Below are 24,289 nucleotides of genomic sequence, written 5' to 3' on the forward strand. Positions count from 1 at the left end.
GGCGCCTGCGCGCGCGTTCGCGGCGCGCCGTTAGGCGGCGCCGGCGAGCTTGGCCGCTTCGGCCAGATCGACCTGAACCAGCCGCGATACGCCCGGCTCGCGCATGGTAACGCCGCACAGCTGTCGTGCGGCTTCCATCGTCGCCTTGTTGTGGGTGACGAAGATGAACTGCACCTGCTCGCTCATCTCCGACACCATCGCCGAGAAGCGGCCGACATTGGCCTCGTCGAGCGGCGCGTCGACCTCGTCGAGCAGACAGAAGGGGGCTGGGTTGAGACGGAAGATCGAAAACACCATCGCCACCGCGGTCATCGCCTTCTCGCCACCCGACAGCAGCGAGATCGAACTGACGCGCTTGCCCGGCGGACGCGCCAGGATCGACACGCCAGTCGACAGCAAGTCTTCGCCGGTCAGTTCCAGATGTGCGTGGCCGCCGCCGAACAGGCGCGGGAAGAGTTCCTGGAAGCCGGTGTTGACGCGATCGAAGGTTTCCTTGAAGCGTGCGCGCGTTTCCTTGTCGATCTTGCGGATCGCGCCTTCCAGCGTTTCCAGCGCGGTGCCGAGGTCGGTCAGCTGCGCGTCGAGGTAGGTCTTGCGCTGCGACTGTTCCTCGTACTCCTGGATCGCCGCGAGGTTGACCGGTTCGAGGCGCCGAATCTTCTGTTCCAGCTCGCCCAGATCGGCCTGCCACTGCGTCGCCTCGGCCTCGGCCGGCAAGGCGTCGAGCAAGGCCTGCAGCTCGAAACCGGCCTCGGCGATCGCCGCGGTCAGCGACTGCGCGCGCAGCCGGTGTTCCTGTTCGCGCAGGCGCAGCTCGGCGACCTGTTCGCGCTGCTCGTTCAGGCTCTGCTCGAAACGATGGCGTTCCTGCTCCAGCCGGCGCAATTCGGCGTCCTGTTCCTGCTGCGCCTGACGCGCTTCGACCATCTGCTTGTCGACCAGCAGGCGCTGGCTCAGATAGGTCTGCCGCTCGCTCTCGAGCCCGGCCAGCGGATCGCTGCCGACCGCCAGCTGCGCGGCGATTTCGCTGCGTCGCGTATCGAATTGCGCGAGCTGCACGTGCATGCGTTGCAGCGACTGCTCCAGCGCGACCACCGCGGCGCGGCGCGACTCGATCGACAACGCGAGCTGATGCGCCGTCTCGCGCGCTTCGCGCGAATTCATGCGCGCTTCTTCGCGCGCTTCGAGCAGCTGGCGGCGCTCGCCGTCGAGCTGTTGGCGGCGCTGTTCCAGATCGCCCATCTCGGCCACCGCGACTTCGAGCCGGCCGCGCGCCGCGTGCGCGAGCTCACGGTCGGCGTCGAGTTTGCCGATCACTTCCTCCAGCTCGCGTGCGACGCGGCCGAGGCGCTCCTGTGCGCTGTCGATGCGGCCGCGCTGGCTTTGCAGCTGCCCGCCGACTTCGGCCAGGCGGCGATGCGCGGTGTACAGCTCGCGCTGCGCGTCGTCACGCACACGTTCGGCTTCCAGCCGATCCTGCTTGCCGCGGTCGAGCGAATCGGCGTGCTGGGCGATTTCTTCTTCGAGCTGGGCGATGCGCGTGCCGAGTTCGCGGATCTCGCGCTCGCGCGCGAGCACGCCGACCTGCGCGCCGGTGCCGCGCTGCACGCGCAGGAAGCCGGCGCCGAGCCACTCGCCCTGCGGCGTGACCACCGATTCGCCCGGCGCCAGCACGGCCAGGCGCTCGCGCGCCGCGGCGAGCGAATCGGCCGCGTGCACGCGTGCGAGCAGCGCACGCGCGGCGGCGGGGCCTGCCACGCGCGCCGCCAAGGAGTTCGTGCCGATTTCGACGCCGCCAGCGCTCGACGCCATCAAAGTCAGATCGTTCTCACCGAGCGCACCGAGATCGCCGGCTGCGGCGAGCGGATCGTCGATCAGCACCGCTTCGAGCCAGCCGTCGAGCACGGTTTCCACCGCGCGTTCCCAGCCGGCTTCGACCTGCAAAGCTTCGCCCAAGCGCCGCGCGCCGCCGAAACCGAGGCGGTCGAGCCATTCCTGGATCGCCCCGCCGGCGTCGCCGAGTGCGGCGTGCTGCAAGGCTTCGAGCGAACCGAGACGGCCGCGCAGACTTTCCAGATCGCCGCGGCTGCGGCTGAGCGCAGCTTGCGTCGCGCGTTCAAGTTCGAGCGCGGCTTCAGCCGCGTGGCGGCGCTCGTCGAGCGCCTCGGTATGCGTCTCGACCTGTTCGCGCAACAAGCCGTGTTCTTGATCGAGCGTTTCCAGCGCGCGCGCCAGCTCGTCGATGTTGGCGGCGGCGCGTTCGCCTTCGAGCGCGCTGCGGCGCTGGTCGGACTGCAGCGCCTGCTTGTCCAGATAATCCAGACGCGTGCGCTCGACCTCGGCCGCCTGCCCCGCCTGCGAAGTCTCGCGCGTATGGCCGTCCCATTGCTCCTGCCATTGAGCGAGCTTGGTCTCGGCGCTGCGCAGCGCTTCGGTCGCGCTCTCGTCGGCCTCGCGCAGCGTTTCCAGCTGCGGTTCGGATTCGGCCAGGAGCGCGCCGAGCTCCTCGAAACGGCGGCGGTCGCCGTCGATGTGCTCGGCCAGCTCGCCGTGCGCGCGGTCGGTTTCCTGGCGCGCGCGTTCGAGCTGCTCGGCCAGTTCGCGGCTGTGCTGGATCTGCTGTTCCACGCGCGCGATCTCGGCGCCGACGCGATAGACCTCGGCTTGCACCGCGTTCATGTGCTCGACCGCGACCTGATGCTTCTCGCGCCCGGTCTCCAACCCCGCCTCGGTGTGGCGCTGCTCGGCCAGTTGCTGCTCGATCGCCAGCTCCGCCTTGCGCAGGCTGCCGGAATGACCGTCGAGTTCGGCTTGCGCGGCGCGCAGGTTCAGCGCCTTGACCTCGGCTTCCTTCTTCTTCTGTTCTTCTTTCAGCGCCTGCCAGCGCTCGGCGGTGCGCGCCTGACGCTTCAAGTGTTCCAGTTGCTTGTCGACCTCGTCGCGCACGTCGCGCACGCGGTCGAGGTTCTCGCGCGTGGTCTTGATGCGGCTTTCGGTTTCCTTGCGCCGCTCCTTGTACTTGGAGATGCCGGCGGCCTCTTCGAGGTGGCTGCGCAACTGCTCCGGATCGGCCTCGACGATCTCGCTGATCATGCCCTGCTCGATGATCGAGTAGCTGCGCGGACCCAAGCCGGTGCCGAGGAAAAGATCGGTGATGTCGCGGCGGCGGCAGCGCACGCCGTTCAAGAAGTACTGCGACTGGCCGTCGCGGCTGACCAGGCGCTTGACCGAGATCTCGTTGTAGCCGGCGTATTCGCCGCCGACCAGGCCGTCCGAGTTGTCGAACAGCAATTCCACCTGCGCGCTACCGACCGGCTTGCGGCCGGAGGAGCCGGAGAAGATCACGTCGGTCAACGCACCGCCGCGCAGGCGGCTGGCCGCGCTCTCTCCCATGACCCAGCGGATCGCGTCGATGATGTTCGACTTGCCGCAGCCGTTCGGACCGACCACGCCGGTCATATTGGTCGGCAGGTGCAAGGTCGTCGGATCGACGAAGGACTTGAAGCCGGACAGTTTGATCGTAGTCAGACGCATGCGGGAAGGGTATCGAAGGCGCGGCCGGCAGCGGCGGCGCGAAGCATGGACCGCGCGCGCCAGCGGCGGGCGCACGGACGAAAGCGGAGCGAGCGTAGGGGCTGCGCAAGGATCGCGAGATCCTTGCGCGCATTGTCCGCAAGCGAGCGCCCGCGGCGCAACGCCGGTGGACCAAACAAGTGCAACGGCAGGATCGTCAATCCTTCGCCGGCGTCGGCGCGGCGGCCGGCGGCGGGGCAGGCGCGTCGGTCGCAGCGGCCGGCGTCACCGCCGCCTGCCCCGGCAACATCGGCTTGGGCATCGCGCCGGCCGGACGGGTCGCGGCCGGCGACGGTGCCGGCGGCGGCTCCGCCGCGACGATGGTCGCGCCTTCGCGCAGCTTCGCGATGCGCTCGTCGCTGACACGCTTGGCCAGCGTGCGCTTGATGCCTTCCTTGACCTGCTCGAACGGCGGCTGCGGAATCTCGCTGATCGCGGTCAAATGCAGGATCGCCCAGCCCTGCGGCAGCTGCACCGGCACCTTCGTCGTCTCGCCCGCCTTCAGCGTCGCCAGCGCAGTGGCCATCGGCGGCGGCAGCTGGGTCGAGCGCGTCTTGTTGTAGTTGCGCGCGGAACGTGCGTCTTTGCGGTAGCTGTCGAGGGTCTGGTCGAACGGCTTGGCATTGATCGCGGTCGCCGCCTTCTTCGCCGTCGCTTCGTCGGCGTAGACCATCTGGCTGAAATCGTAGGCCGTGCCGGCGCCCTTGGAGGTCTGCTGGTCGTATTCGGCGCGCACCGCCGCCTCTTCGACCGCGACCGTCTTCTGCAGCTGGCGCATCGCCGCGGACGAAGCCGCCTGCAGACGTCCCAACTCGATCATCGCGGCGTATTCGGGATCGTTGGCGTAGCCATCCTTCTTCGCCATCTGCTCGAGCAGCACGAAATCGGTCAGCTGCTTGAGCGCCCGCTCGCGCTGCTGCGGGTTGGACAGATCCATCCCGCGCGCGATCGCGAAGGCATCCAGCAGCCGCTGCGGCACCGCCTCGCCATTGACCGTGACGACAACCGGTCCGCCGGCGGCGGCGGGCGGAGCAGCGGCCGTTCCGCCGCCTTGGCCGCCGGAGCAGGCGCCGAGTACGGCCAGCGCGACGGTCGCCAGCGACAGACGCATCGAGGTGGTGAGTAGTGCGGGTTTCATCATTCCTCCTCTGGGGCGCGGGCGTCGATCGCCAGCGCGTGAATGTCGGTTTGCATCAATTCGCCGAGCGCGGCGTAGACCGCGCGATGGCGCGCCAGCGGCGCCAGGCCGCGGAACGCCACGCTGACCACGCGGACGCGGAAATGGCCGCGGCCGTCGCGTGCACCGGGATGCTTAGCGTGGCGATGGCTTTCGTCCTCGATCTCAAGCTCGCTCGGCGCCAGTGCCGCTTCGATGCGCGTGCGGATCTGCTCGACGCGCAGACTCACGGCAGCACCTTGCGGAACGGTCGCACCAGCACCTCACGGTAGACCCCGGCGGCGACATAGGGATCGGCGTCGGCCCAGGCTTGCGCCGCCGCGAGGTCGTCGAACTCGGCCACGATCAGGCTGCCGCTGAAGCCGGCCGGACCCGGGTCTTCGGCATCGATCGCCGGAAACGGCCCGGCCAACAGCAGACGCCCTTCCTGCTTGAGCGCCTGCAACCGCTCCAGATGCGCCGGGCGTGCGGACGCGCGACGCGCCAGCGAGTCGGCGTTGTCGGTGCCGCTGATCGCGTACCACATGCGGAAACCTTCCCTCGACCAAACGCCAATGGTAGCCGATGCGCCGAGTGCTGAGAGTCCGCCGCCACAGCGGGCGCCGTTGCACGCCGGCGCATTTGCCCGTACGCTAGGCTCGAATCGAGAGACCGCAGTTCCCGCGCGAGACGCCGCGGCGACGTGCCCGCCCTGTCGCGGTCTCCCGAACCTTTGGAACGATGTGTGACGCTCCGGATTGCAGGATCCGGGCATTCTTCGTTGCAGACGCCGCGTTCCGCCCGGGTTGTGCCCGGCGCGCCCCGGCGTGTCGCGACTGACCAAGATCTTCGCATGACCCGCGCCGAGGGGAGCTTGAGGCATACCTCAGGCCGGTGCTCATGGGATCGAGCATGAACCAAACGCTAGAGCAGCCAACGCCAGATCCGCCGAGCAACGCTTTTGCGCAGGTGCCGCAGCAGCAGGAGATCCCGCTCGCGCTCGTGCACGGCCAGCCGCTGCTCGAGATTCCGCAGGATCTGTACATTCCGCCCGATGCGCTCGAGGTCATCCTCGACGCGTTCGAAGGACCGCTCGACCTCCTGCTCTACCTGATCCGCCGGCAGAATCTCGACATCCTCGACATTCCGATCGCCGAGATCACGCGGCAATACGTCGACTACATCGAGATGATGCACGAGCTGAAGCTCGAGCTGGCGGCGGAATACCTGGTCATGGCCGCGATCCTGGCCGAGATCAAGTCGCGTCTGTTGCTGCCGCGGCCGCCGAGCGAGGACGGCGTCGAAGAGGATCCGCGCGCCGAGCTGGTGCGCCGCCTGCAGGAGTACGAACGCTTCCGCAAGGCGGCCGAGGACATCGATACGCTGCCGCGGCAGGAGCGCGACTTCGCCATCGCGCACGTGCAGGTGGACGATCGCAACGTGATCCGGCTGCCGCCGCCGGTCGAGTTGCGCGAATTGCTGCTGGCGCTGAAAGACGTGATGCACCGTGCCGAGCTGTACGGCCATCACGCGATCCAGCGCGACGCGCTGAACGTGCGCAGCCGCATGAGCGATGTGCTGCGCACGCTCGGCGACGGCGAGTTCCACCGCTTCGAAAACCTGTTCGACGTCAGCGAAGGCCGCCACGGGGTGGTCGTCACCTTCCTGGCCCTGCTCGAGCTGGCCAAAGAACAGCTGATCGAGATCGTACAGGAAGAAGCGCTGGCGCCGATCTACCTGAAATCGCTCGCCACCGCGGGCTGATCCACCTACCAGGACCACCGACCACTCCATTCCGCCGCCGCGACGCGAACCAGCATCCATCTCAATCGTGCTGCAGGGGGCCCGAAGGATTCCGTCCGCAGCAGAAACGACAGCAGCCGGCCGATACCGCCGACGATTCCACTCTCTCCTATCCGAATGCTCGAAATCACCCAACTCAAACGCATCATCGAAGCGGCCCTGCTCGCTTCCGCGCAGCCGTTGACGCTGCCGCAGATCTCCGGCCTGTTCGACGAATTCGCGATGCCGTCGGCGGAGGATTTCGCTCAGGCGATCGCCGAACTGCAGGCCGATGCGGCCGAGCGCGGCGTCGAACTGGTCGAAGTCGCCTCCGGCTTCCGCTACCAGATCCGCCAGGACGTGCAGCCATTCGTGGCGAAGCTTTGGACCGAGCGGCAGACGCGCTATTCGCGCGCCCTGCTCGAGACGCTCGCACTGATCGCCTATCGACAGCCGATCACGCGCGCCGAGATCGAACAGATCCGCGGCGTCGCCGTTTCCACCAACATCATCCGCACCTTGGAAGAACGCGACTGGGCGCGTGTGGTCGGCTACCGCGACCTGCCCGGCAAGCCGGCGCTGTTCGGCACCACCAAGCAATTTCTCGACTACTTCAATTTGAAATCGCTCGATCAGCTGCCGGCCTTGAGCGAGATCCGCGACTTCGAAGACGTCGATCCGCAACTGGCCTTGGACGGCGAGCGCGCAATCCCGGCGCAAATCGCGCTCGACGATAGCGAGGACGCGGAAGACGCAGCCGGCGACCAAGAAAGCGCCGACGCAGCACCAGCAGCAAGCGAGAGCGCCGAAGCGCCGACCGAAGAAGAAGCTCCCGCGGCGGATGAAGAAGCCGCCCCTTCGCTCCACTCCGAACCCGCCGCGTCCGCAGACGCCGCCACCGCCGACGCCACCGACGTCGACCTTCAAACCCCCGCCGTCGAAGACGACGCCGAAACCGCCACCGCGCGCGCCGAGCTTCCCGCCGGCGCCACCTCCGGCAAGACCACGGAACCCGCCGCATGACCACGCCCAACCGCTCCATCCTGAAACTCAAGCGCTCGACCGCCGCCGAAGGCGCCGTCGCCGTCGAGGAACGCCTGCACAAAGTGCTCGCCAACGCCGGCCTCGGCTCGCGCCGCCTGCTCGAGCAGCGCATCGAAGCGGGCGAGGTCAGCCTCAACGGCAGCGTCGCCACGCTCGGCCAGAGCGTGCGCAGCGGCGATCGCGTCGAGATGGACAACAAGCGCTTCGTCGTCGTCGCCGACAACGCCGAGCACGCGCAAGTACTGCTCTACAACAAGCCCGACGGCGTGGTCGCCACGCGCGACGATCCCGAAGGCCGTCAGACCGTGTTCGAACAGCTGCCGGCGCTGAAAGGCGCGCGCTGGATCGCGGTCGGCCGCCTCGACATCAACACCACCGGCTTGCTGCTGCTGACCACCGACGGCGATCTCGCCAACACCCTGATGCACCCGCGTTCGGAAATCGAGCGCGAATACATCTGCCGCGTGCACGGCGAAGTGCCCGACGAGACGATCGAGCGCCTGCACACCGGCATCGAACTCGAAGACGGCCCGGCGCGTTTCGACGAGATCGCCGTGGTCAGCCGTGGCAACAGCCATTCCTGGTTCCGCGTCACCTTGCGCGAAGGACGCAATCGCGAAGTGCGCCGCATGTGGGAATCGCAGGGTCTGATGGTCAGCCGCCTCAAGCGCATCCGCTACGGCCACATCGAACTGCCGCGCGGCCTGTTGCGCGGCCGCTATGAAGAACTCGATCCGACCCAGGTCGCCGAGCTGCGCCGGCGCAACGGCACGCCCAATCCGGAGCCGCGCCTGACGCTGGCGCCGGTGATCGGCCAGCGCCGCGCCGCGCCGACCGAATACCGACCGAGCCCGAAGACGCAGCAAGCCTGGACCGGTGCGCGCAACGAAGAAGCGCGCGAGTTCGCCGCGTTCGATCGCGTGCGCGACGACGGCTGGCGCCCCGGCGCCGGCAAACCCGGACGCAAGCAACGCGGCGCTCCGCAACAGCGCGGCGCTCCGCGCAAGGGCGGCCAGGCGCGTCCGCCCGGACGCGGCGGCGCACCCGGCGGCCAGAAGGGCCGCCGCCCGGGTCAAGGACAGCCGGGCCAGAGGCAACAGGGGCAAGGACATCAGGGGCAAGGGCATCAAGGTCAGGGGCAGCGCCAGAACAACGCCTACAGCGAACCGGGCCTGAGTCCCGCCGTATTGCGCAGCTGGTTCCCCGACAGCGCCGGCCAGCCCGGCCGCAAGCGCCGCGGCGCCAAGCCCGGTGCCGAAGTTTCGTTCCAAGCCGGCCAGTTCCAGCCGCGTCCCAACGCGCCGCAGGGACAACGCAAATTCCGCGGCGGCGGCACACCCGGCAATTCGGTGCACGACGGCAACACGCGCCCGGCCCCGCCGCGCGGCCCGCGCCCGCCGCAAGGACCGCGCCGTCCGCAAGGCGGCTCGCCCGGCAACTCGATCTACGACGGCAACTCCTCCGGCGATCGTCGTCCCCCCGGCGGCAACGGCAATCGCCGACGCGGACCGCGTCCGCCGCGTTGAGGTCGTAACACTCCGCGCGTCGTGCTTCGTGCACGGCGCCTGCTGCTTCGCATGAGCCGCGACGGCGACACCTCCGCGGCCATCCTGTGCGCATCCTCCGTTGCGCTGCGTTGTTGCCGAGATCACGGCCACTTTCGCACCGGAGCGCCGCCATGTCTCGATCTTCCGACACCGTCATTGGCGTCGCGTTTCGCCGCGTGCGCGAGGCGTGCATTCCTCCCGCGTGCGCTCGCTTCGTTCTCGTTATCGCCGCCGTGCTCGCCGCCTCATTCGGCGAGCGCGCCGATGCGGCGACCTTCACCGTCGTCAACACGCAAGACAGCGGCGCCGGCTCGTTGCGCCAGGCGATCAACGACGCGAATGCGACCGCCACAGCCGACACCATCGCGTTCGCGCTTCCCGGCGAAGGACCTTTCCGCATCGCCCCGATCACGCGCCTGCCGAATCTGCGCGGCAGTTTGACCATCGACGGCTACACCCAGCCCGGCAGCCGGCCGAATGCGCTGACGCCGGAACAAGGCGGCCTCGACGGCCGCCTGCAAATCGAGATTCACGGTTCGGGCAGCGGCTACGGCCTGGTGCTCGAAGGCGGCAGCACCGTCGTCGACATCACCCTGCGCGGAATCGTGCTGAACGGGTTTCAATGGCAGATCGGCGGCGGCAGCGCCAACTCGCGCCTGACCCTGCACGGCTGCTACCTCGGCACCACTGTCGCCGGCGACGCAGCCGAGCCCGGTTCGTCGGCCGCCTGCCTCGGCACGGTCGGCACCACACAGATCGGCGGCCTGTTGCCGCTCGAACGCAACCTGATCGCCAACTGCGGCAACGGTGCCATCGCCGTCGGCAACGACCGCACTACGATCGAAGGCAACCTGATCGGCACCGATGCCGCCGGCGAACGCGAGTTGCCGGGCAGCGCGAATCAGAACGCCGGCATCGTCGTCTCCACCAGTCCGACAGCACAGCCGAACGTGCGCATCGGCGGCGCGAGCGCGGCCGCGCGCAACCTGATCTCCGGTCATCGCGGCGGCGGCATCGGCCTGTATGGATCGGCCGGCTTCGACACCTTCGCCAGCTTGCTGATCCAGGGCAACTTCATCGGTACCGACTGGAGCGGCACGCGCGCGATTCCGAACGGTAATCCGGCCGCGCCGCAATTCTCCGGCGGCATCGTGTTCTGGCGCAGCACGCAGGACGCCGCTACGGCGATTCTCGGCGGCTTCGGCGCGGGTGAAGCGAATCTGATCGCGTACAACTACGGTGCCGGTATCTTCAGTCGCGACGCGAGAGTCGGCGAGAGTTTCGACAACCGCGGCAACCTGATTCACCACAACCGCGGCGTCGGTCGCGCCAACGTCGACATCGCCTCGAACGGCCCGAGCGCGAACGACCCGGGCGACGTCGACGAAGGCGCCAATCGCGGCCAGAACTGGCCCGAGATCCTCAGTGTCCAGCGCAGCGGCGACCAGCTCAGCGTGAGCTATCGCGTCGATTCGAGCGCGAGCGCGGCGGCTTATCCCTTGCGCATCGATTTCTACGAGAACGTGCAAGGCGGCAGCGGCACCCTGCTCGGCCAGGACAGCTATCCGGCCGCCTCGGCGCAGCAGCCGCGCAGCATCGTGTTGACCCTGCCGGCCGACGCGAAGGCGATCCCGCTGGTCGCGACGGCGACCGACGCGGACGGTTACTCGAGCGAATTCTCGCCGGCCTTCGACGTGATCTTCGAAGACGATTTCGACTGACGTGCGATCGGTGCCCGCTGCCGCGTTGTAGCGAGAAGTTCCGCTAACGCGAGGCGCCACGTGTCCGACTACGCAACCAGCTCAGTCCTCGCTTTCCGCACGCCGCAGCGCCTGGCGCAGGCGATCGCACTCGCCTGCGGCCTCAGCGTCGCAGCGGCGCCGCTCGCGGCCGCGCCGATGCAACTCAGCGGCGCCCGCATCCTGGTGCAGAACTGCGACGACGACGGCCCCGGCAGCCTGCGCGCGGCCGTGCGCGATCTCGCCGCCAGCGGCGACATCATCGACCTCGGCCAGCTTTCCTGCAGCCGCATCACGCTGAGCACCGGCGCGATCGCGACCACGCTGGACGACTTGTCTCTCGTCGGCCCGCCGCAGCGCATCGAAATCGACGCCGACCGGCAGTCGTCCGTGTTCGTGCATCTGGGCGACGGCACGATCGGCTTTCACGACCTCGGCATCCGCGGCGGCCGCAACTATCTCGACGACGATCCGGCGCGCGGCGGCTGCCTCTATTCGCACGGCAACGTGCTGCTGAACGACGTCACCTTGACCGACTGCATCGCGCGCAGCCCGCAAGCTGCCAGCGGCGGCGGCGCGCGCGTGCGCGGACACCTCACGGCCAAGTACAGCGCCTTGGTGGAGAACAGCGCCGGCGCGACCGTGGCCGCCGGATTCTCCAGCTGCGGCGCCGCAGCGGCCGCCAACGCGACGATCGTCGGTTCCAGCATCGTCGCCAACAGCGCCGACTACTTCGGTGGCCTGTGCGCCGAAGACGCCAACGCCGCGATGCCGATGCGCGTCAGCAATAGCACCATCGCCGACAATCTTTCGCGCGGCGCTTCCCCTTCCACCGGCGGCACCGGGCTCAACGCGCAAGGCGCGCTGACGCTCTACAACAGCACCGTCGCGCACAACCTGCAGACGGCACCCGGCGCGGGTGTCGGCGTGTACGTGCGCACGACGGCGATCATCGAAAGTTCGATCGTCGCCAACAACGCCGCCGACGGCGGCGCACAAGCCGCCGATCTCGCCGGCGGTCCTAGCGCCAGCGTGAGCGGCAGCCACAATTTGATCCGCGCTTCGCTGCTCGCCGTTCCCGCCGACACGCTCGACGTCGATCCGCGCCTGCGCGAGATCGCCGTGTTCCTGCACGGACGCCCGACCGCCTACGTGCGCGCGCCGCGCGCAGACAGCGCGGCCATCGACGCAGGCAGCAATCCGCTCGATCTCGCCCACGACCAGCGCGGCGCGCCGAACGCACGCGTGTCCGGCGCAGCAGCCGACATCGGTGCGGTCGAACTCGATCGCGATCACCTGTTCGACGACGGCTTCGAGGCGACGCCGAGTGCGATTACCGCGCCCGGTCGCGTTGACAAGGCAATCCCGAACGCCGCGAGATCGCCATGAATCCGTTCCCCGCTCGATTCCTGCTGGGCTTGTGCAGCCTCTTCGCCGTCGCGTTCGCGCGCGCCGACGAGTATTGCGTGCACGATTCGGCCGGCCTGCAAGCAGCGCTCGATCGCGCCACGCTCGCCTTCACCGACGACAGCGTGATCCGTCTGCGCCAAGGCACCTATACGACGGCGGGCTGGCTCGGCAACGACAGCGATCATCCGATCGTGAACGATCTGAGCCTACTCGGCGGCTATGCCGATGCGAACTGCAGCGAAGCCGGCCGCTCGCTCGATCCGGCGTTGACCACCTTGCGAGCGGCGACGCCCGGCGGCGCCGACCGCCTCTTTCTGGTGATCGACGGCAGTCTGCTGTTGAAGTCGCTGACCTTGCGCGGCTACGGCAAAGGCGTCTATTTGATCTCGCCCGACCCGCTGTTCGGCGCCGACGACCAGTGGACACTCGACCGCGTGCGCATCGAAGGTTCGGGCGGCTTCGTCGAAGACATCGGCGGCCCCCATCACGCGCTGTACGTCAGCACCCACGGCGATGCAGATCTCAGCCTGCAGCAGGTCGTGATCGCCGACAACGTCTCCGGCGAATGGGCCGGCATCGATTGCGCCGCGATGATCGCTCCCGACGACAACGCCGTCGTGGTCAAGCAGAGCACTTTCGCCTACAACGCCGACTACGCCTTGTGCATCGACGCCTTCAATGGCGACGGCGATACGCGCGTCGATCTCGACAACAATATCTTTTCCGGCAACGGCTGCGGCCTCGACGTCGCCGCAGTGAGCGGCGCGAACCTGCGCCTGCGTCGCAACACGATCGACTGCAACACCTTCGACGAGCTGCCGGCGGTCAACCTCGGCAACGACTCGCTCGATCCGCAGTTCCGCGACGCGGCCGGCCGCGACTACCGCCTGCTCGCCAGCTCGCCCGCGATCGATGCCGGCGTCGATGCGCCGACCGGCGGTCAAGCCGGCAGCGACATCACCGGCGGGCCGCGCGTACTCGGCGCCGCAGTCGACCGCGGTCCGTGGGAAAGCAATTCGCCCAATGCGACCGATCTGGTGGTGACCACGACGGCCGACGTCGGCGACGGCTCGCTGCGATCGGCGCTCACGCTGGCCAACGCGACGCCGGGCCGCCAAGTGATCCGCTTCGACATTCCCGGCGCCTGCCCGCGTCTCATCACGCTCGGCAGCCTGTTGCCCGACATCACCGACAGCGTGCGCATCGAAGGCTACAGCCAGCCCGGCAGCGTCGCCGGTGCGACTTCCACGCGCACGATCTGCGTGGGACTGTGGGGCAATCAGGCGCGCGATCATCTCTTGCGCGTCAGCAACGACAGCGCCAGCCTCGACGTTTCCGGCCTCGGCTTCGGCGGCACCACGTTCAATCCGACCGCCGCCGCGATCCGCCTCAACGCCGGCGGCGCGCACTGGATCGTCGGCAATCAATTCGGCGGCGCGATCGGGCCGCCGAACCAGACGATCGCGCTGAACGTGCTGCAGAACGGCATCTATGCGACCGGCTCGGTGCGCGACAGCTATCTCGGCGGATTCGATCCGGAGTCGAGCAACGTGTTCAACAGCGCACGCGCGCCGGCGATCGAGATTCGCGACACCACCACCGACCCAGCCAATCTGCAGGTCCTCAACAACTACATCGGCCTCAGACCCAACGGCATCGGCGTCGACGCCAACGTCTATGGCGTCTACATCGCCAACTCCGCCGGCAATCTGGTCGACGGCAACTGGATCAGCGGCAACACGCAGGACGGCGTGGCCCTGCTGCGCGAAGGCACGCGACGCAACATCGTGCGCAACAACCAGATCGGCCGCTGCCCGCTCTGCCTCAATCCGACCGGCAGCGAGATCCTGCTCGGCAACGGCGGCCACGGCGTGCGCAATCAACTCGGCGCCGCCGCCAACCAGATCTACCGCAACGCCATCGCCGGCAACGGCCAGAACGGCTATATGGAAACGGACAGCGCGGGCGACGCGCTTTCGTCCAACCGCATCTATCGCAACGGCGGCCTCGGCATCGACATCGGCGCCGACGGCGTCACCCCGAACGACGCCGGCGGTATCAATCCGGACGGCGTGCCGAACCATCCCCTGCTCGCCAGTGCCGGTGGCGGCTTCTACGACGGCCAGGTCAGCGGCAGCTTGACCGCCGCGCCGCAACAGACCTATCTGATCGAACTGTTCGCATCGCAAGCCTGCGACGCCAGCGGTTACGGCGAGGGTGAACGCGCGGTCGGCTGGACACTCGTCACCACCCCGGCAAGCCCGCTGCCGGGCCTCTACAGCACGGTGAGCTTCGACCTGGCGATCCATTCCGGCGGCCTCGCCGGCAAGGCGATCAGCGCGACCGCCATCGCGGTTCCGAACGGCGGCATCTCCGAATTCTCGCCTTGCCGCCAATACGTCTACAGCGACGTGATCTTCCGCAACGGCTTCGACCTCCTCCTGCCCTGATCGCGGCGTGCGTTCGCGCGCCGCCGCTGCGTTGTTGCCGTCCATCCACCGAGCCGTAGGGAATCCTCATGTCCACTCTCCTGTTCCGAACGGCAGCACTGATCGCGGCCTTCGCGGCGCCGCTGGCGCAGGCGGACAACCTTTGGTGCGTCAACAACACGGCGAGCTTCGAGCAGGCGCTGCAGTCGGCGCGCGAGGACGACACCACCATCAAACTGGTGCGCGGCGAGTACCAGACCCTGAACATCGACGTGCTCGACATCGACCACGATCTGACCATCCTCGGCGGCTACGCGAACGCGAGCTGCTCGGAAGCCGGGCGCTCGCTCGATCCTGCGCTCACCGTATTCCGACCGCTGACGATCGGCGGCGCTTATCGGTTCGAGCTGACTTGGTTGCGCGCCAATCTGCTGATCAAGTCGGTGACTTTCCGCGGTTATGGGTACGGCGTCGAGATCGTCAGCAACTTCGACATCTACGCGCCGGACAAGGTCTGGACATTCGATCGCGTGCGCGTGGAAAACTCCGGCGGCCTCAGCGATCTCGGATCGCTCAGCGAGGCGTTCGAGATCAATACGCTGAGCAATGCGGATGTGCTGCTGCGCCAAGTCGTCGTCGCCGACAACGCGGCGGGCGAAGACTGTTCCGCCACCGCCTATGCCGGCAACGACGATCTGATCGTGCAGCAGAGCACGTTCGCGAACAATGCCGGAACCGGTCTGTGCGTGTTCGGCGACGGCGGCAAGGTCGACATCGACAACAACATTTTCTGGGGCAACGCGTGCGGACTGCGCGTCGAAGACGTCGCCGCGGCCGATCTGCATCTGCGCCGCAACACGATCGACTGCAACAGCTTCGAAGCCTTGCCGTCGATCAACCTCGGCAACGACTCGCTCGATCCGCAGTTCTTGGACTCGCCCAATCGCAACTATCGACTCGCCGCAAGCTCGCCTGCGGTCGACGCCGGCATCAATCCACCGACCGGCGGTACGCCCGGCAGCGACATCAGCGGCGGCGCGCGCGTGATCGGCAGCGGCATCGATCGCGGACCGTGGGAGACCGATGTCGACAACGCCTCGATCCTGTTCGTCACCACCACGGCGCCGTCCGGCACAGGCTCGCTCGCCGCCGCGATCGCGCAATCGAACGCGCTCGCCGGCACTCAGGTCATCCGCTTCAATATTCCCGGTGCCTGCCCGCAGGTGATCTTCCAGTTCCAGAACCAGCAGCTGCAGGCGATCAGCGACAGCGTGCGCATCGAAGGCTACAGCCAGCCCGGCAGCGTGCGCGGCTTGCCCGACGCGCGCACGATCTGCGTGGGTCTTTGGGGCAATCAGGAAGTCCCGACTCTGCTCACCATCGATCTGGCCTCGAGCCCCAGCGTCGACATCTCCGGCATGGGTTTTGGCGGCACCAACTTCGACGCCGGCGCGGCGGCACTGCGGCTGCTCGCGGGCAGCGGTCACCAGATCAGCGCCAACCAGTTCGGCGGCTTCATCGGCCCAGCCAGCAATCGAGTCGCGCTGAACGTCTTGCAGAGCGGCATCGTCGCCGGCTTCAACGCATCGGACAGCGTGATCGGCGGCTTCGATCCGGAACAGGGCAATGTGTTCAACAGCGCGCGCGGCGCGGCGATCGAACTCGGCACCACCACGGCGCCCTCGGCGTTGTTCCGCCTGGTCAACAACTTCGTCGGCCTGCGCGGAGACGGCACCACTGTCGATGCGAACGGCAGCGGCATCACGATCAACAACTCCGCCGGCAACTTCGTGCTGTACAACTGGATCGGCGGCAACAGCGGCGACGGCCTGCTGCTGAAGGGCGAGCGCAGCGATGGCAATTACCTCGTCGCCAACCAGATCGGCCGCTGCCCGTCCCTCTTGTGCAACCTGCCGATCGGCAGTGAATCGCTGCGCGGCAACGGCGGCCACGGCATCCTTCTGCAGAGCGGCGCCGACGCCAACATCGTCAACGGCAACCGCATCGCCGGCAACGGTTTCGGCTACGCCGAAGAGCATGGCGCCAACGGCAATCTGTTGGTGCAGAACCTGATCTATCGCAACACCGGGCTCGGTATCGACATCGGCCGCGACGGCGTCACGCCGAACGACAACGGCGGCATCGCGCCGGACGGCGTGCCGAACTTCCCCGTGCTGGCCGCGGCCGGCGGCGGCTTCTACGCCGGCAGCGCGCGCGGCACGCTGAGCGCGAGCGGCGGCCACGACTACATCGTCGAGCTGTACGCATCGGACGACTGCGACGGCTCCGGCTACGGCGAAGGGCAACGCTTCGTCGGCCGTGTCAACGTGACGACGCCGCCACCCAATCCGCAGTTCCCCAGCCTCTACACCAGCGCCGCCTTCGAGGCATCGATCCGCTCCACCGGCCTCGCCGACAAAGCCATCACCGCAATCGCACGCAGCGCGAACGGCGCCAGTTCGGAGTTTTCCGCCTGCCGCCCCTATCTCTACAGCGACATCATCTTCCAGGACGGCTTCGACTGAACGCCGATTCCGCGCGATGGCCGCCGAGCAAACTTCGTTGCGAATCCGCCGCCGCGGCGGCTCGCTATACTCGCGCCGAAGCTTCGACGGGTGCGCGGATGGATGGCGCCGACACGCAGGATCTGCTCGATCGCGCGCGCGAAGGCGACACGCAGGCGCGCGACGCCCTGCTGCATCGCTACCACGGCGCTTTGACGCGCTGGGCGCACGGACGCTTGCCCTTGCACGCGCGCGACCTGTCGGAAACCTCCGACCTGGTCCAGCTGACCTTGCTGCGCGCGGTCGCGCATCTGGGCGACTTCGATCTGCGCCGCCCGGGCGCGTTCACGCGCTGGCTGCGGCAGATCTATCGCAATCTCGTGCTCGACGAGCTGCGCCGCTCGAAAGCGCGCGGCGGGCAGGTTCCGCGCATCGAGCTCGATGCGAATGCGCCGCCGGAGATCGTCGACGCGGTCGGCGCCGACAGCCTCGCCAGTTATCAGAGCGCGCTCGAAACGCTGCCGCAGGATTTGCGCGAAGCGGTCGTGCTCAGCGTCGAGTTCGGCCTCAGCCACGAGGAGCTGGCCGAGGCGATCGGTGCGCCCAGCGCGAACGCGGCGCGCATGCGCGTGTCGCGCGCGCTGACGCAGCTGGCCGGTGTGCTCGGCGATGAATGAAGAGGAATTGCAGCGCTTCGTCGAACGTCTCGCCGATCGCGAGGCGCTCGACTGGAACACGGCCGAGCGCCGCCTCGGCCCGAGCCAGCTGCGCGGCCTGCGCCGGATCGAGTCGATCGTCAGCGCCTATCGCCGCTTCGACGAGCCCGCTACCAGCCAGCACTTCCAGCGCCTGCTGCTGCAAGAGCGCCTCGGCGGCGGCCTCGGCGGCGAGGTTTGGCGCGCCTACGACCCGCTGCTCGAACGCAACGTCGCACTGAAGCTGCGCGGCAGCGAGGTGCGCGAGGTACGGCGCGAAGCGCGCCTGCTGGAAGAGGCGCGCGCACTCGCCCGCATCGATCATCCGAACGTGCTGCGTGTGCTCGGCGCCGACCTCGCCGACGGCCGCCTCGGCATTTGGAGCGAGTTCGTCGACGGCGAAGACCTCGGCGTGCGCATGCGCCGCGACGGTCGCATCGGCATCGAGGAAGCGCGCAGTCTCGGCGCCGCGCTGTGCGGCGCGCTCGCTGCGGTGCACGGCGCCGGCTTCGTGCACGGCGACGTCAAGCCGGCCAACGTGATGCGCACGCGCGACGGCCGCTACGTGCTGTGCGATCTCGGCTCGGCGGTCGCCTTGCAGCGCGACGGCGAGCGTGCGCAAGCGCTCGCCTCCGGCAGCCCGCTCTATCTCGCGCCCGAAGTGCTCGATGGCGGACCGCCGAGCGTCGCCAGCGATCTGTACGCGCTCGGCGCCAGCTTGTTTCACTTGCTCGGCGGCCGCGCGCCGGTGGAGGGAGACGATCTCGAGCAACTCCTCGCCGCGCATCGCGCCGGCAGGCGCCACCATCTGCGCGACCTGCGCCCCGAGCTGCCGCGCGACTTGCTCGACGCGATCGAACGCGCGATCGATCCCGATCCACGCCGTCGCTTCGCCAGCGCCGGCGCGTTCGAGGCCGCCTTGAATCCGCGGCCGGCGCCGCGCCGGCGCGCGTATGCGACCGCGCTCGTTGCGGCGATCGCGCTGTTCGCCGCTTTCGTCTGGCGCGCACAGGTCTCCGCTCCGCTGGCGAGCGAGGTTCGCTGGCTGCGCGGCGACGGCACGCCGTTGTTCGACGGCGACCGCGTACGCCAAGGCGACACCTTGCATCTGCAGCTGCGCTGCGCACGCGCCTGCTGGACCTATGTCTATGCCGAAGACGGCGCCCGTGCGGTGTCGGCGCTGTTTCCGCTGCCGGCGACGAGCGGCAATCCACAAGCCGCGCGCACGACCCTCGACCTGCCCGGTACGGTCGATGCCGAACCGCGCCACTGGCGCGTAGGGCCGACCGAGGGCATCGACGAGCGCGTGCTGCTGATCGTCGCCGACGCCGCGCTGAACGCGCTGGAAAAACCAGCCAAGACCGTCGCGCTCGCCGACGACAGCCGCTATCGCGGCATCGACGCCGTCGTCGTCGCACCCACCGCCATGCCGGCCGGTGGCCTCGACACGCTGGCCGCGCAGGCGGCGCAACAAGCGCACGCGCACGCCGAAACGCATTGGTTACGCTTGCGCCGCGGCGACTACGCCCAAGCGCATCCGATTCAATCGCGCTAGCATGAAGGCGCCGAACGTATTCGACGTCCGGCAGCACATGAAGCTCGGCGGGGGTTTTGTGGGCAGGTGGATGGGCGCCATCGCACTGGGCACGATCGTCTTCGCGGCGGGGCCGCTACGAGCTGCGACGGTGGACTTCGATGAAGTCGAACTCGCCTTGCGCGTCGAGGACTACGATCGCGCCGATCGGTTGACCAGCCAGCGCATCGCCGACGGCGAGCGCGACCACGGACCATCCCTGCCGACCTTGCATGCGCTCGATCAGCGCGTCGAACTGCTGCTGGAAAGCGAGCGGCACGATCTGCCGGAGGCCGCCGCGGCGGTCGAGCGAGAACTCGAGCTGGCCCGCAAACTGACCGGCGCCGCTTCGCGCGAGTCCGCACGCGCCAACCTGCATGCGGCGCGACGCGATTTCCAACGCGCCGACTACCGCGCGTTCCGCACATCGATCGCGACGGCGGTTGCGTCGAGCCGCGCGCTCGCGACGAACGATGTCGATCGCGCCGAAATCGAACTGCTGGCCGCCCAAGGCGACTACCACGTGTTCGACCGCCAGCGCCAAGGCATGCGCCGCGCCGCACGCGCGCTCGCCACCTTGCGCGCAGCGGAAGCGGAGCGTCCGCGCGCACTGGTGCGTGCGCTGTGCGCCTATGGTCGCATGCAGCGCGACGTGCAGGAAACCGAGGCGTCGGTGCAAACGCTGCGCGAGTGCGAGCGCCGCTCGATCGCGCTGGCGGGAGCGGACAGCGCGGCGCACAGCCGGGCGCTGAGCTTGCTCGGCTACGCGCTACGCGAACGGGGCGAATACGCCGCCGGCACCGAAGCGCTGGAAAAAAGCGTGGAAATCGCCGCGCGCACGAAACCCTACAACCAGAGCTTGCACGTGCGCTCGCTGATGCTGCTCGGCACGAATCTGGAAATGCTCGGCGATTTCGCGCGCGCGCGCACCGCACTGGAAACCGCCGGCTCGCTGCAGGAGCAGCGTCCCACGCTGAACCCTTTCGAACACGCCACGCTGCTGTCCAACCTGGCCACGCACTACTACTACAGCAACGATCTGAAGCGGGCGCTGGAATACGACGGACGTGGGCTGCCGCTGCTCGAGCGCGTGCTCGGACGCAATGCCTTGTCGGTGCGCATGGCGCGCATCAATCACGCCGCGCTGTTGCAGGAAAGCGGTCAACTCGACGATGCGGCGAGCATCTACGACGAGGAAATCGCCGCCTTCGAAGCGGCGCCGATGCCCGGCGACGGCCTCTTGCTGTCGTACGCGAACCTGGCCGAAATTCGTTTGCGGCAAGGCCGCTATAGCGAAAGCGAGGCGCTGTATCAGCGCTTCCTGCGTCGCCTCGGCGAAGGGCGCGATCTGGCCGAGACGACGCCGAGCGGCGCGCTCGCCGGCATCGCCGCGGCGCGTTGGGGGCAGAAACGCCACGCCGCCGCATTCGACGCGTTGCGCCGCGCGCAACGGTCGTCGATGCGCGCCCGCTACGCCGCGCTCGGCGAACTCAGCGAGCGACAAATGCTGTCGTTGGCCAGTATGAGTCGCGACTACAGCGGCCTCGCCGTCGCAATCGCCACGGACAGCGGCGATGCCGACTTGATCGAGCAAGCCTGGCAGCTCGTGCTGGAAGCCGACGGCATGGTCACACGCCGCGCGGCGCTGCGTCTGGCCGAAGCGAACAAAGGCAAGGACGGAGGCAACGGAGCGGCCTGGCGGGAATGGCGCGCGGCCAGCGGAGCGTTGTCCGCCGCGCGCGTCGCTGCGGCCAAGCATCCCTCGAAGGACAGCATTGCGGCGTTCGACCGTGCCCAGAACCGCATCGATCGCAGCGAGCGCCGGCTCGCTGCGATCGGCGCCGCAAGCGGATCGGAGCTGGCAGCCGACCTCGGCGATCTCGCCGGCGTGCGCGCCGACCTCGCGCCGGACACCGCTCTCGTACGCTACTTGGAAATCGACGTCGCCAGGCCTCAGTCGTACCGCAACGATCGCGGCGGCGAGGATCGCGAGCTGTTCGCCCTGCTCGGCCGGCACGACGGCCGCGCACGCGCGCTCAAGCTCGGCCCGATCGGACCGATCGCCGACGGCGTGGATCGCTGGCATCGGCTCGCCTCGAGCAAGACCACGGATGCGGCATCGATGGCAGCCTCGGCGAAGGAGCTGCAGCGTCTACTGATCGCGCCGCTCGCATTCGACGCACAGGTCGAGCGCGTCCACGTCGTTGCTTCCGCCGCGCTGCATCGGCTCAACTTCGCCGCCCTGGCCGGAGAGGACGATCGCTACCTGCTCGAATCGGGTCCGGCGTTTCATCTGCTTAACCACGAGCGCGAGATCTTGCTGCCGCACGCGCCGAACGAAGCGCGCAGCCTGCTGCTGGCGGGCGCGGCGACCGGCTCTGCGACGCAAGCCTCGAACGAATTCGATTCGGTGATGCGCAAAGCCTGCCCCGGCGTCGAGCTGCACGCGCTCGATCCACTGCCCGGCGCCGCGAGCGAACTCGACAGCTTGCGCGAACTCGCGCAAGACCGCGCCGGCAAGATCGATGTCCTGAGCGGCGCAGCAGCGACCGAAGCGGCCGTGCGCGCGGCGATGCCGACGCGTTCGATCATCCATCTGGCCACGCATGCGTTCGCGCTCGGCGAACGCTGCAGCGACGGCGATGCGCTGCGCAGCATCGCATTGGAGCCGGTGGCCGCCGGCGGCAGCACGGCCGACGCGCCGAATCTATCCGGCCTGTCGGCGCTCGCCTTCCTGCCGCAACGGCGCAGCGACGGTGCCTACGACGGTCTGCTCACCAGCGAAGAGGTCGCAACGTTGAATCTGTCCGCCGCCGACTGGGTCGTGCTGTCGGCGTGCGAAACCGCACTCGGCCAGACGCGCGCCGGCGAAGGCGTGTTCGGGCTGCGCCGCGCGTTCCGCCTGGCCGGCGCGCGCACGGTCGTGATGAGCCTGTGGCGGGTCGAGGATCGCGCCACCGCCGAGTTCATGCGCGAGCTGTACCAGGCACGTCTGCTCGATCGACTCGACACCCCGGCTGCGATGCAAACCGCGATGCGCGCGACGCTGCAAGCGCGCCGCCGCCGCGGCGATTCGACTCATCCCTTGTACTGGGCCGGCTTCGTCGCCGCCGGCGCCTGGCGTTGAATTGGCATCAAACCTGCAACGCAGACTGTACGAATCCACTAAGAGACAAGGCGACCCGATGAAGGTCTCGACGAACGAACTGCTGTTGGCCTTGCGCGCGCCCAGCGCCGGTTGGCTGGCCGCGCTGATCTGTGCGCTCGACGAAGCATTGCAGGACGCCGATTTCGGCGCGCCGCAACGCGACCTGATCCGCGCGCTGATCGACCACGGTTCGGTGCCGCGTGCGGTGGCCGACGCCGCCAACGAGCGCTTGTCGCAGTTCGAACGGACGGTGGAAGACCTGCACGCGCTGATCGCCGCGCCGCTGGCAGAATCGGCCGCGCCGATGCCGGCGCGTCCAAAACTGACACTTTGCGTCGGCGGTGCCTGAGCACGAACCCGCCGCGTCGCATTGACAGCGCGGCGCGAGGTCGGCGAACGTAGCCGGGTGACTGCCGCGCCGCGTCTCCTTCTAGTCTTCCTGCTCGTCTCGCTGCTGGCCGCCTGCGGCAGTGCGCCGCGCCGCGCCGAACCGCCTCTGCTCGCCGGCACGCCGCGCGCCGACGCTGCCAACGCGGTGCTGTTCCGCGCGATCGCCCTGGTCGGCACGCGCTACCGTTACGGCGGCAACACGCCCGAAGGCGGATTCGATTGCAGCGGTCTGGTCGTCTACGTATTCCGCGACGCGGCCGGCGTGGGCCTGCCGCGTACGTCGGCGCAGATGAGCGAAGTCGGCCGGCGCAAGCTTGCGATCGACGCGCTGCAAGCGGGCGACCTGGTGTTCTTCGCCGAAAGCCGCACAGTCAGCCACGTCGGCATCTACGTCGGCGAGCGCCGCTTCGTGCACGCACCCAACAGCGGCGGCACGGTGCGCTTGGACAGCCTCGACGGCTCCTGGTGGCGCGAGCATTTCGTCTACGGCAAGCGCCCGCTGGATCAGTGAAAAATCCAGCGACTCACAGACTCGCACGCATTCAACCGCAGCCACCCATACGGATCGCACTTAGTTGAAAAGTGCGGCCATGGATGGCCGCGGGTAGAGCAGCCGAAGACGCGCAGCTCACGGCTGGCCCATACCCATCCGACCACAGCGATCCCAGACGGACCGCACTTAGTTGAAAAGTGCGGCCATGGATGGCCGCGGGTAGATCAGCCGAAGATGCGCAGCTCACAGCTGGCGTTTACCCATCCAACCACAGCGATCCCGGACGGATCGCAAAAATCAATGCTCGTGAGCCCCGGCCCCATGCACATGCCGATGCGCAATCTCTTCCGGTGCCGCATCACGGATGTCGACGATCTCGACGTCGAACGCGAGCGTCTTGCCGGCCAGCGGATGGTTCAAATCGACGTCGATGACGCTGGAACCGAGCTTCAGCACGACCACCATGCGCGGACCGCTTTCCTTGGTCTGCAAGACCGTGGTCATGCCCGGACGCAGCGTCTCGGCCTGCTGGAAATACTTCTTCGGCACGCGCTGCACGAAGTCCGCGCGACGCTCGCCGTAGGCATCGGCCGGCGCGACTTCGACTTGGAAACGATCGCCGACTTCGTGGCCGAGCATCGCCGCTTCGAGCCCCGGAATGATGTTCTGCGCGCCGATCAGCACCACCAGCGGCTCGCCGCGTTCACGCGAAGAATCGACCGGCTCACCGCCGTCGCGGACGTCGTAGTGAAACGAGACGACCTTGTTCGCTTCGACCTTCATCCTTGCACTCCAAACCAGAAAAG

17 protein-coding genes are annotated in these 24,289 nt (G+C 68.3%); 12 read left to right on the forward strand and 5 right to left on the reverse strand.

The annotated features are described in order from the left end of the window. Positions 1-30: 30 nt before the first annotated feature. The 4 genes from smc to AC3QL3_RS12150 all read right to left on the reverse strand — a co-directional run bounded on the left by smc (position 31) and on the right by AC3QL3_RS12150 (position 5,276). Positions 31-3,534, reverse strand: a complete 3,504-nt coding sequence (gene smc / locus AC3QL3_RS12135; RefSeq protein ID WP_492893905.1) for a chromosome segregation protein SMC — start codon at positions 3,532-3,534, stop codon at positions 31-33. 196 nt (positions 3,535-3,730) lie between these two features. Beyond that, entirely contained in the window at positions 3,731-4,711 is a 981-nt protein-coding gene (locus AC3QL3_RS12140; RefSeq protein ID WP_492893907.1) for a peptidyl-prolyl cis-trans isomerase, read from the reverse strand. Continuing rightward, positions 4,711-4,974 carry a BolA family protein gene (locus tag AC3QL3_RS12145; protein WP_492898922.1) on the reverse strand — a complete coding sequence of 88 codons (264 nt, stop codon included), beginning with the start codon at positions 4,972-4,974 and terminating at the stop codon, positions 4,711-4,713. The genes AC3QL3_RS12140 and AC3QL3_RS12145 overlap by 1 nt, the downstream gene beginning before the upstream one ends. Before the next feature lie 2 nt (positions 4,975-4,976). Beyond that, positions 4,977-5,276: a YciI family protein gene (locus AC3QL3_RS12150; protein WP_492893909.1), complete on the reverse strand. Its 300-nt coding sequence runs from the start codon at positions 5,274-5,276 to the stop codon at positions 4,977-4,979. 365 nt (positions 5,277-5,641) lie between these two features. Here AC3QL3_RS12150 and AC3QL3_RS12155 point away from each other — a divergent pair, with 365 nt between their 5' ends. The 12 genes from AC3QL3_RS12155 to AC3QL3_RS12210 all read left to right on the forward strand — a co-directional run bounded on the left by AC3QL3_RS12155 (position 5,642) and on the right by AC3QL3_RS12210 (position 23,501). Further along, complete coding sequence (locus AC3QL3_RS12155) at positions 5,642-6,493, forward strand: segregation and condensation protein A (RefSeq protein WP_492893911.1); 852 nt, start codon at positions 5,642-5,644, stop codon at positions 6,491-6,493. Positions 6,494-6,649: 156 nt separating this feature from the next. Further along, complete coding sequence (scpB, locus tag AC3QL3_RS12160; RefSeq protein ID WP_492893913.1) at positions 6,650-7,534, forward strand: SMC-Scp complex subunit ScpB; 885 nt, start codon at positions 6,650-6,652, stop codon at positions 7,532-7,534. Continuing rightward, positions 7,531-9,081 carry a pseudouridine synthase gene (locus AC3QL3_RS12165; RefSeq protein WP_492893915.1) on the forward strand — a complete coding sequence of 517 codons (1,551 nt, stop codon included), beginning with the start codon at positions 7,531-7,533 and terminating at the stop codon, positions 9,079-9,081. The genes scpB and AC3QL3_RS12165 overlap by 4 nt, the downstream gene beginning before the upstream one ends. A gap of 152 nt (positions 9,082-9,233) precedes the next feature. Beyond that, complete coding sequence (locus AC3QL3_RS12170; RefSeq protein WP_492893917.1) at positions 9,234-10,823, forward strand: hypothetical protein; 1,590 nt, start codon at positions 9,234-9,236, stop codon at positions 10,821-10,823. Positions 10,824-10,883: 60 nt separating this feature from the next. Next, positions 10,884-12,230: a choice-of-anchor Q domain-containing protein gene (locus tag AC3QL3_RS12175; RefSeq protein ID WP_492893919.1), complete on the forward strand. Its 1,347-nt coding sequence runs from the start codon at positions 10,884-10,886 to the stop codon at positions 12,228-12,230. Continuing rightward, positions 12,227-14,701 carry a NosD domain-containing protein gene (locus AC3QL3_RS12180; RefSeq protein ID WP_492893921.1) on the forward strand — a complete coding sequence of 825 codons (2,475 nt, stop codon included), beginning with the start codon at positions 12,227-12,229 and terminating at the stop codon, positions 14,699-14,701. The genes AC3QL3_RS12175 and AC3QL3_RS12180 overlap by 4 nt, the downstream gene beginning before the upstream one ends. A 68-nt stretch (positions 14,702-14,769) precedes the next feature. Beyond that, positions 14,770-17,205: a right-handed parallel beta-helix repeat-containing protein gene (locus tag AC3QL3_RS12185; RefSeq protein ID WP_492893923.1), complete on the forward strand. Its 2,436-nt coding sequence runs from the start codon at positions 14,770-14,772 to the stop codon at positions 17,203-17,205. 98 nt (positions 17,206-17,303) lie between these two features. Further along, positions 17,304-17,861, forward strand: a complete 558-nt coding sequence (locus AC3QL3_RS12190; protein WP_492893925.1) for an RNA polymerase sigma factor — start codon at positions 17,304-17,306, stop codon at positions 17,859-17,861. Continuing rightward, positions 17,854-19,434: a serine/threonine protein kinase gene (locus AC3QL3_RS12195; protein ID WP_492893927.1), complete on the forward strand. Its 1,581-nt coding sequence runs from the start codon at positions 17,854-17,856 to the stop codon at positions 19,432-19,434. Before AC3QL3_RS12190 ends, AC3QL3_RS12195 begins: the two co-directional genes overlap by 8 nt. 130 nt (positions 19,435-19,564) lie before the next feature. Then, positions 19,565-22,579 (forward strand): CHAT domain-containing protein, encoded by a 3,015-nt coding sequence (locus AC3QL3_RS12200; protein WP_492893929.1) that lies wholly within the window; start codon positions 19,565-19,567, stop codon positions 22,577-22,579. Positions 22,580-22,637: 58 nt separating this feature from the next. Beyond that, positions 22,638-22,949 carry a hypothetical protein gene (locus AC3QL3_RS12205; RefSeq protein WP_492893931.1) on the forward strand — a complete coding sequence of 104 codons (312 nt, stop codon included), beginning with the start codon at positions 22,638-22,640 and terminating at the stop codon, positions 22,947-22,949. Positions 22,950-23,006: 57 nt separating this feature from the next. Continuing rightward, positions 23,007-23,501: a C40 family peptidase gene (locus AC3QL3_RS12210; protein ID WP_492893933.1), complete on the forward strand. Its 495-nt coding sequence runs from the start codon at positions 23,007-23,009 to the stop codon at positions 23,499-23,501. Between the two features lie 279 nt (positions 23,502-23,780). Here the strand turns inward: AC3QL3_RS12210 and AC3QL3_RS12215 are convergent, their stop codons facing one another. Next, positions 23,781-24,266, reverse strand: a complete 486-nt coding sequence (locus tag AC3QL3_RS12215) for an FKBP-type peptidyl-prolyl cis-trans isomerase (RefSeq protein ID WP_492893935.1) — start codon at positions 24,264-24,266, stop codon at positions 23,781-23,783. Positions 24,267-24,289: the final 23 nt, after the last annotated feature.

The organism is Dokdonella sp. GW821-FHT11D02 (assembly GCF_058808595.1).

What these genes read in the sequence shown, in the direction of transcription:
- smc (WP_492893905.1), bottom strand. Translation starts at nt 3,534, where the DNA reads ATGCGTCTGACTACGATCAAACTGTCCGGCTTCAAGTCCTTCGTCGAT.
- AC3QL3_RS12140 (WP_492893907.1), bottom strand. Translation starts at nt 4,711, where the DNA reads ATGAAACCCGCACTACTCACCACCTCGATGCGTCTGTCGCTGGCGACC.
- AC3QL3_RS12150 (WP_492893909.1), bottom strand. Translation starts at nt 5,276, where the DNA reads ATGTGGTACGCGATCAGCGGCACCGACAACGCCGACTCGCTGGCGCGT.
- AC3QL3_RS12155 (WP_492893911.1), top strand. Translation starts at nt 5,642, where the DNA reads ATGAACCAAACGCTAGAGCAGCCAACGCCAGATCCGCCGAGCAACGCT.
- scpB (WP_492893913.1), top strand. Translation starts at nt 6,650, where the DNA reads ATGCTCGAAATCACCCAACTCAAACGCATCATCGAAGCGGCCCTGCTC.
- AC3QL3_RS12165 (WP_492893915.1), top strand. Translation starts at nt 7,531, where the DNA reads ATGACCACGCCCAACCGCTCCATCCTGAAACTCAAGCGCTCGACCGCC.
- AC3QL3_RS12170 (WP_492893917.1), top strand. Translation starts at nt 9,234, where the DNA reads ATGTCTCGATCTTCCGACACCGTCATTGGCGTCGCGTTTCGCCGCGTG.
- AC3QL3_RS12180 (WP_492893921.1), top strand. Translation starts at nt 12,227, where the DNA reads ATGAATCCGTTCCCCGCTCGATTCCTGCTGGGCTTGTGCAGCCTCTTC.
- AC3QL3_RS12185 (WP_492893923.1), top strand. Translation starts at nt 14,770, where the DNA reads ATGTCCACTCTCCTGTTCCGAACGGCAGCACTGATCGCGGCCTTCGCG.
- AC3QL3_RS12190 (WP_492893925.1), top strand. Translation starts at nt 17,304, where the DNA reads ATGGATGGCGCCGACACGCAGGATCTGCTCGATCGCGCGCGCGAAGGC.
- AC3QL3_RS12195 (WP_492893927.1), top strand. Translation starts at nt 17,854, where the DNA reads ATGAATGAAGAGGAATTGCAGCGCTTCGTCGAACGTCTCGCCGATCGC.
- AC3QL3_RS12205 (WP_492893931.1), top strand. Translation starts at nt 22,638, where the DNA reads ATGAAGGTCTCGACGAACGAACTGCTGTTGGCCTTGCGCGCGCCCAGC.
- AC3QL3_RS12215 (WP_492893935.1), bottom strand. Translation starts at nt 24,266, where the DNA reads ATGAAGGTCGAAGCGAACAAGGTCGTCTCGTTTCACTACGACGTCCGC.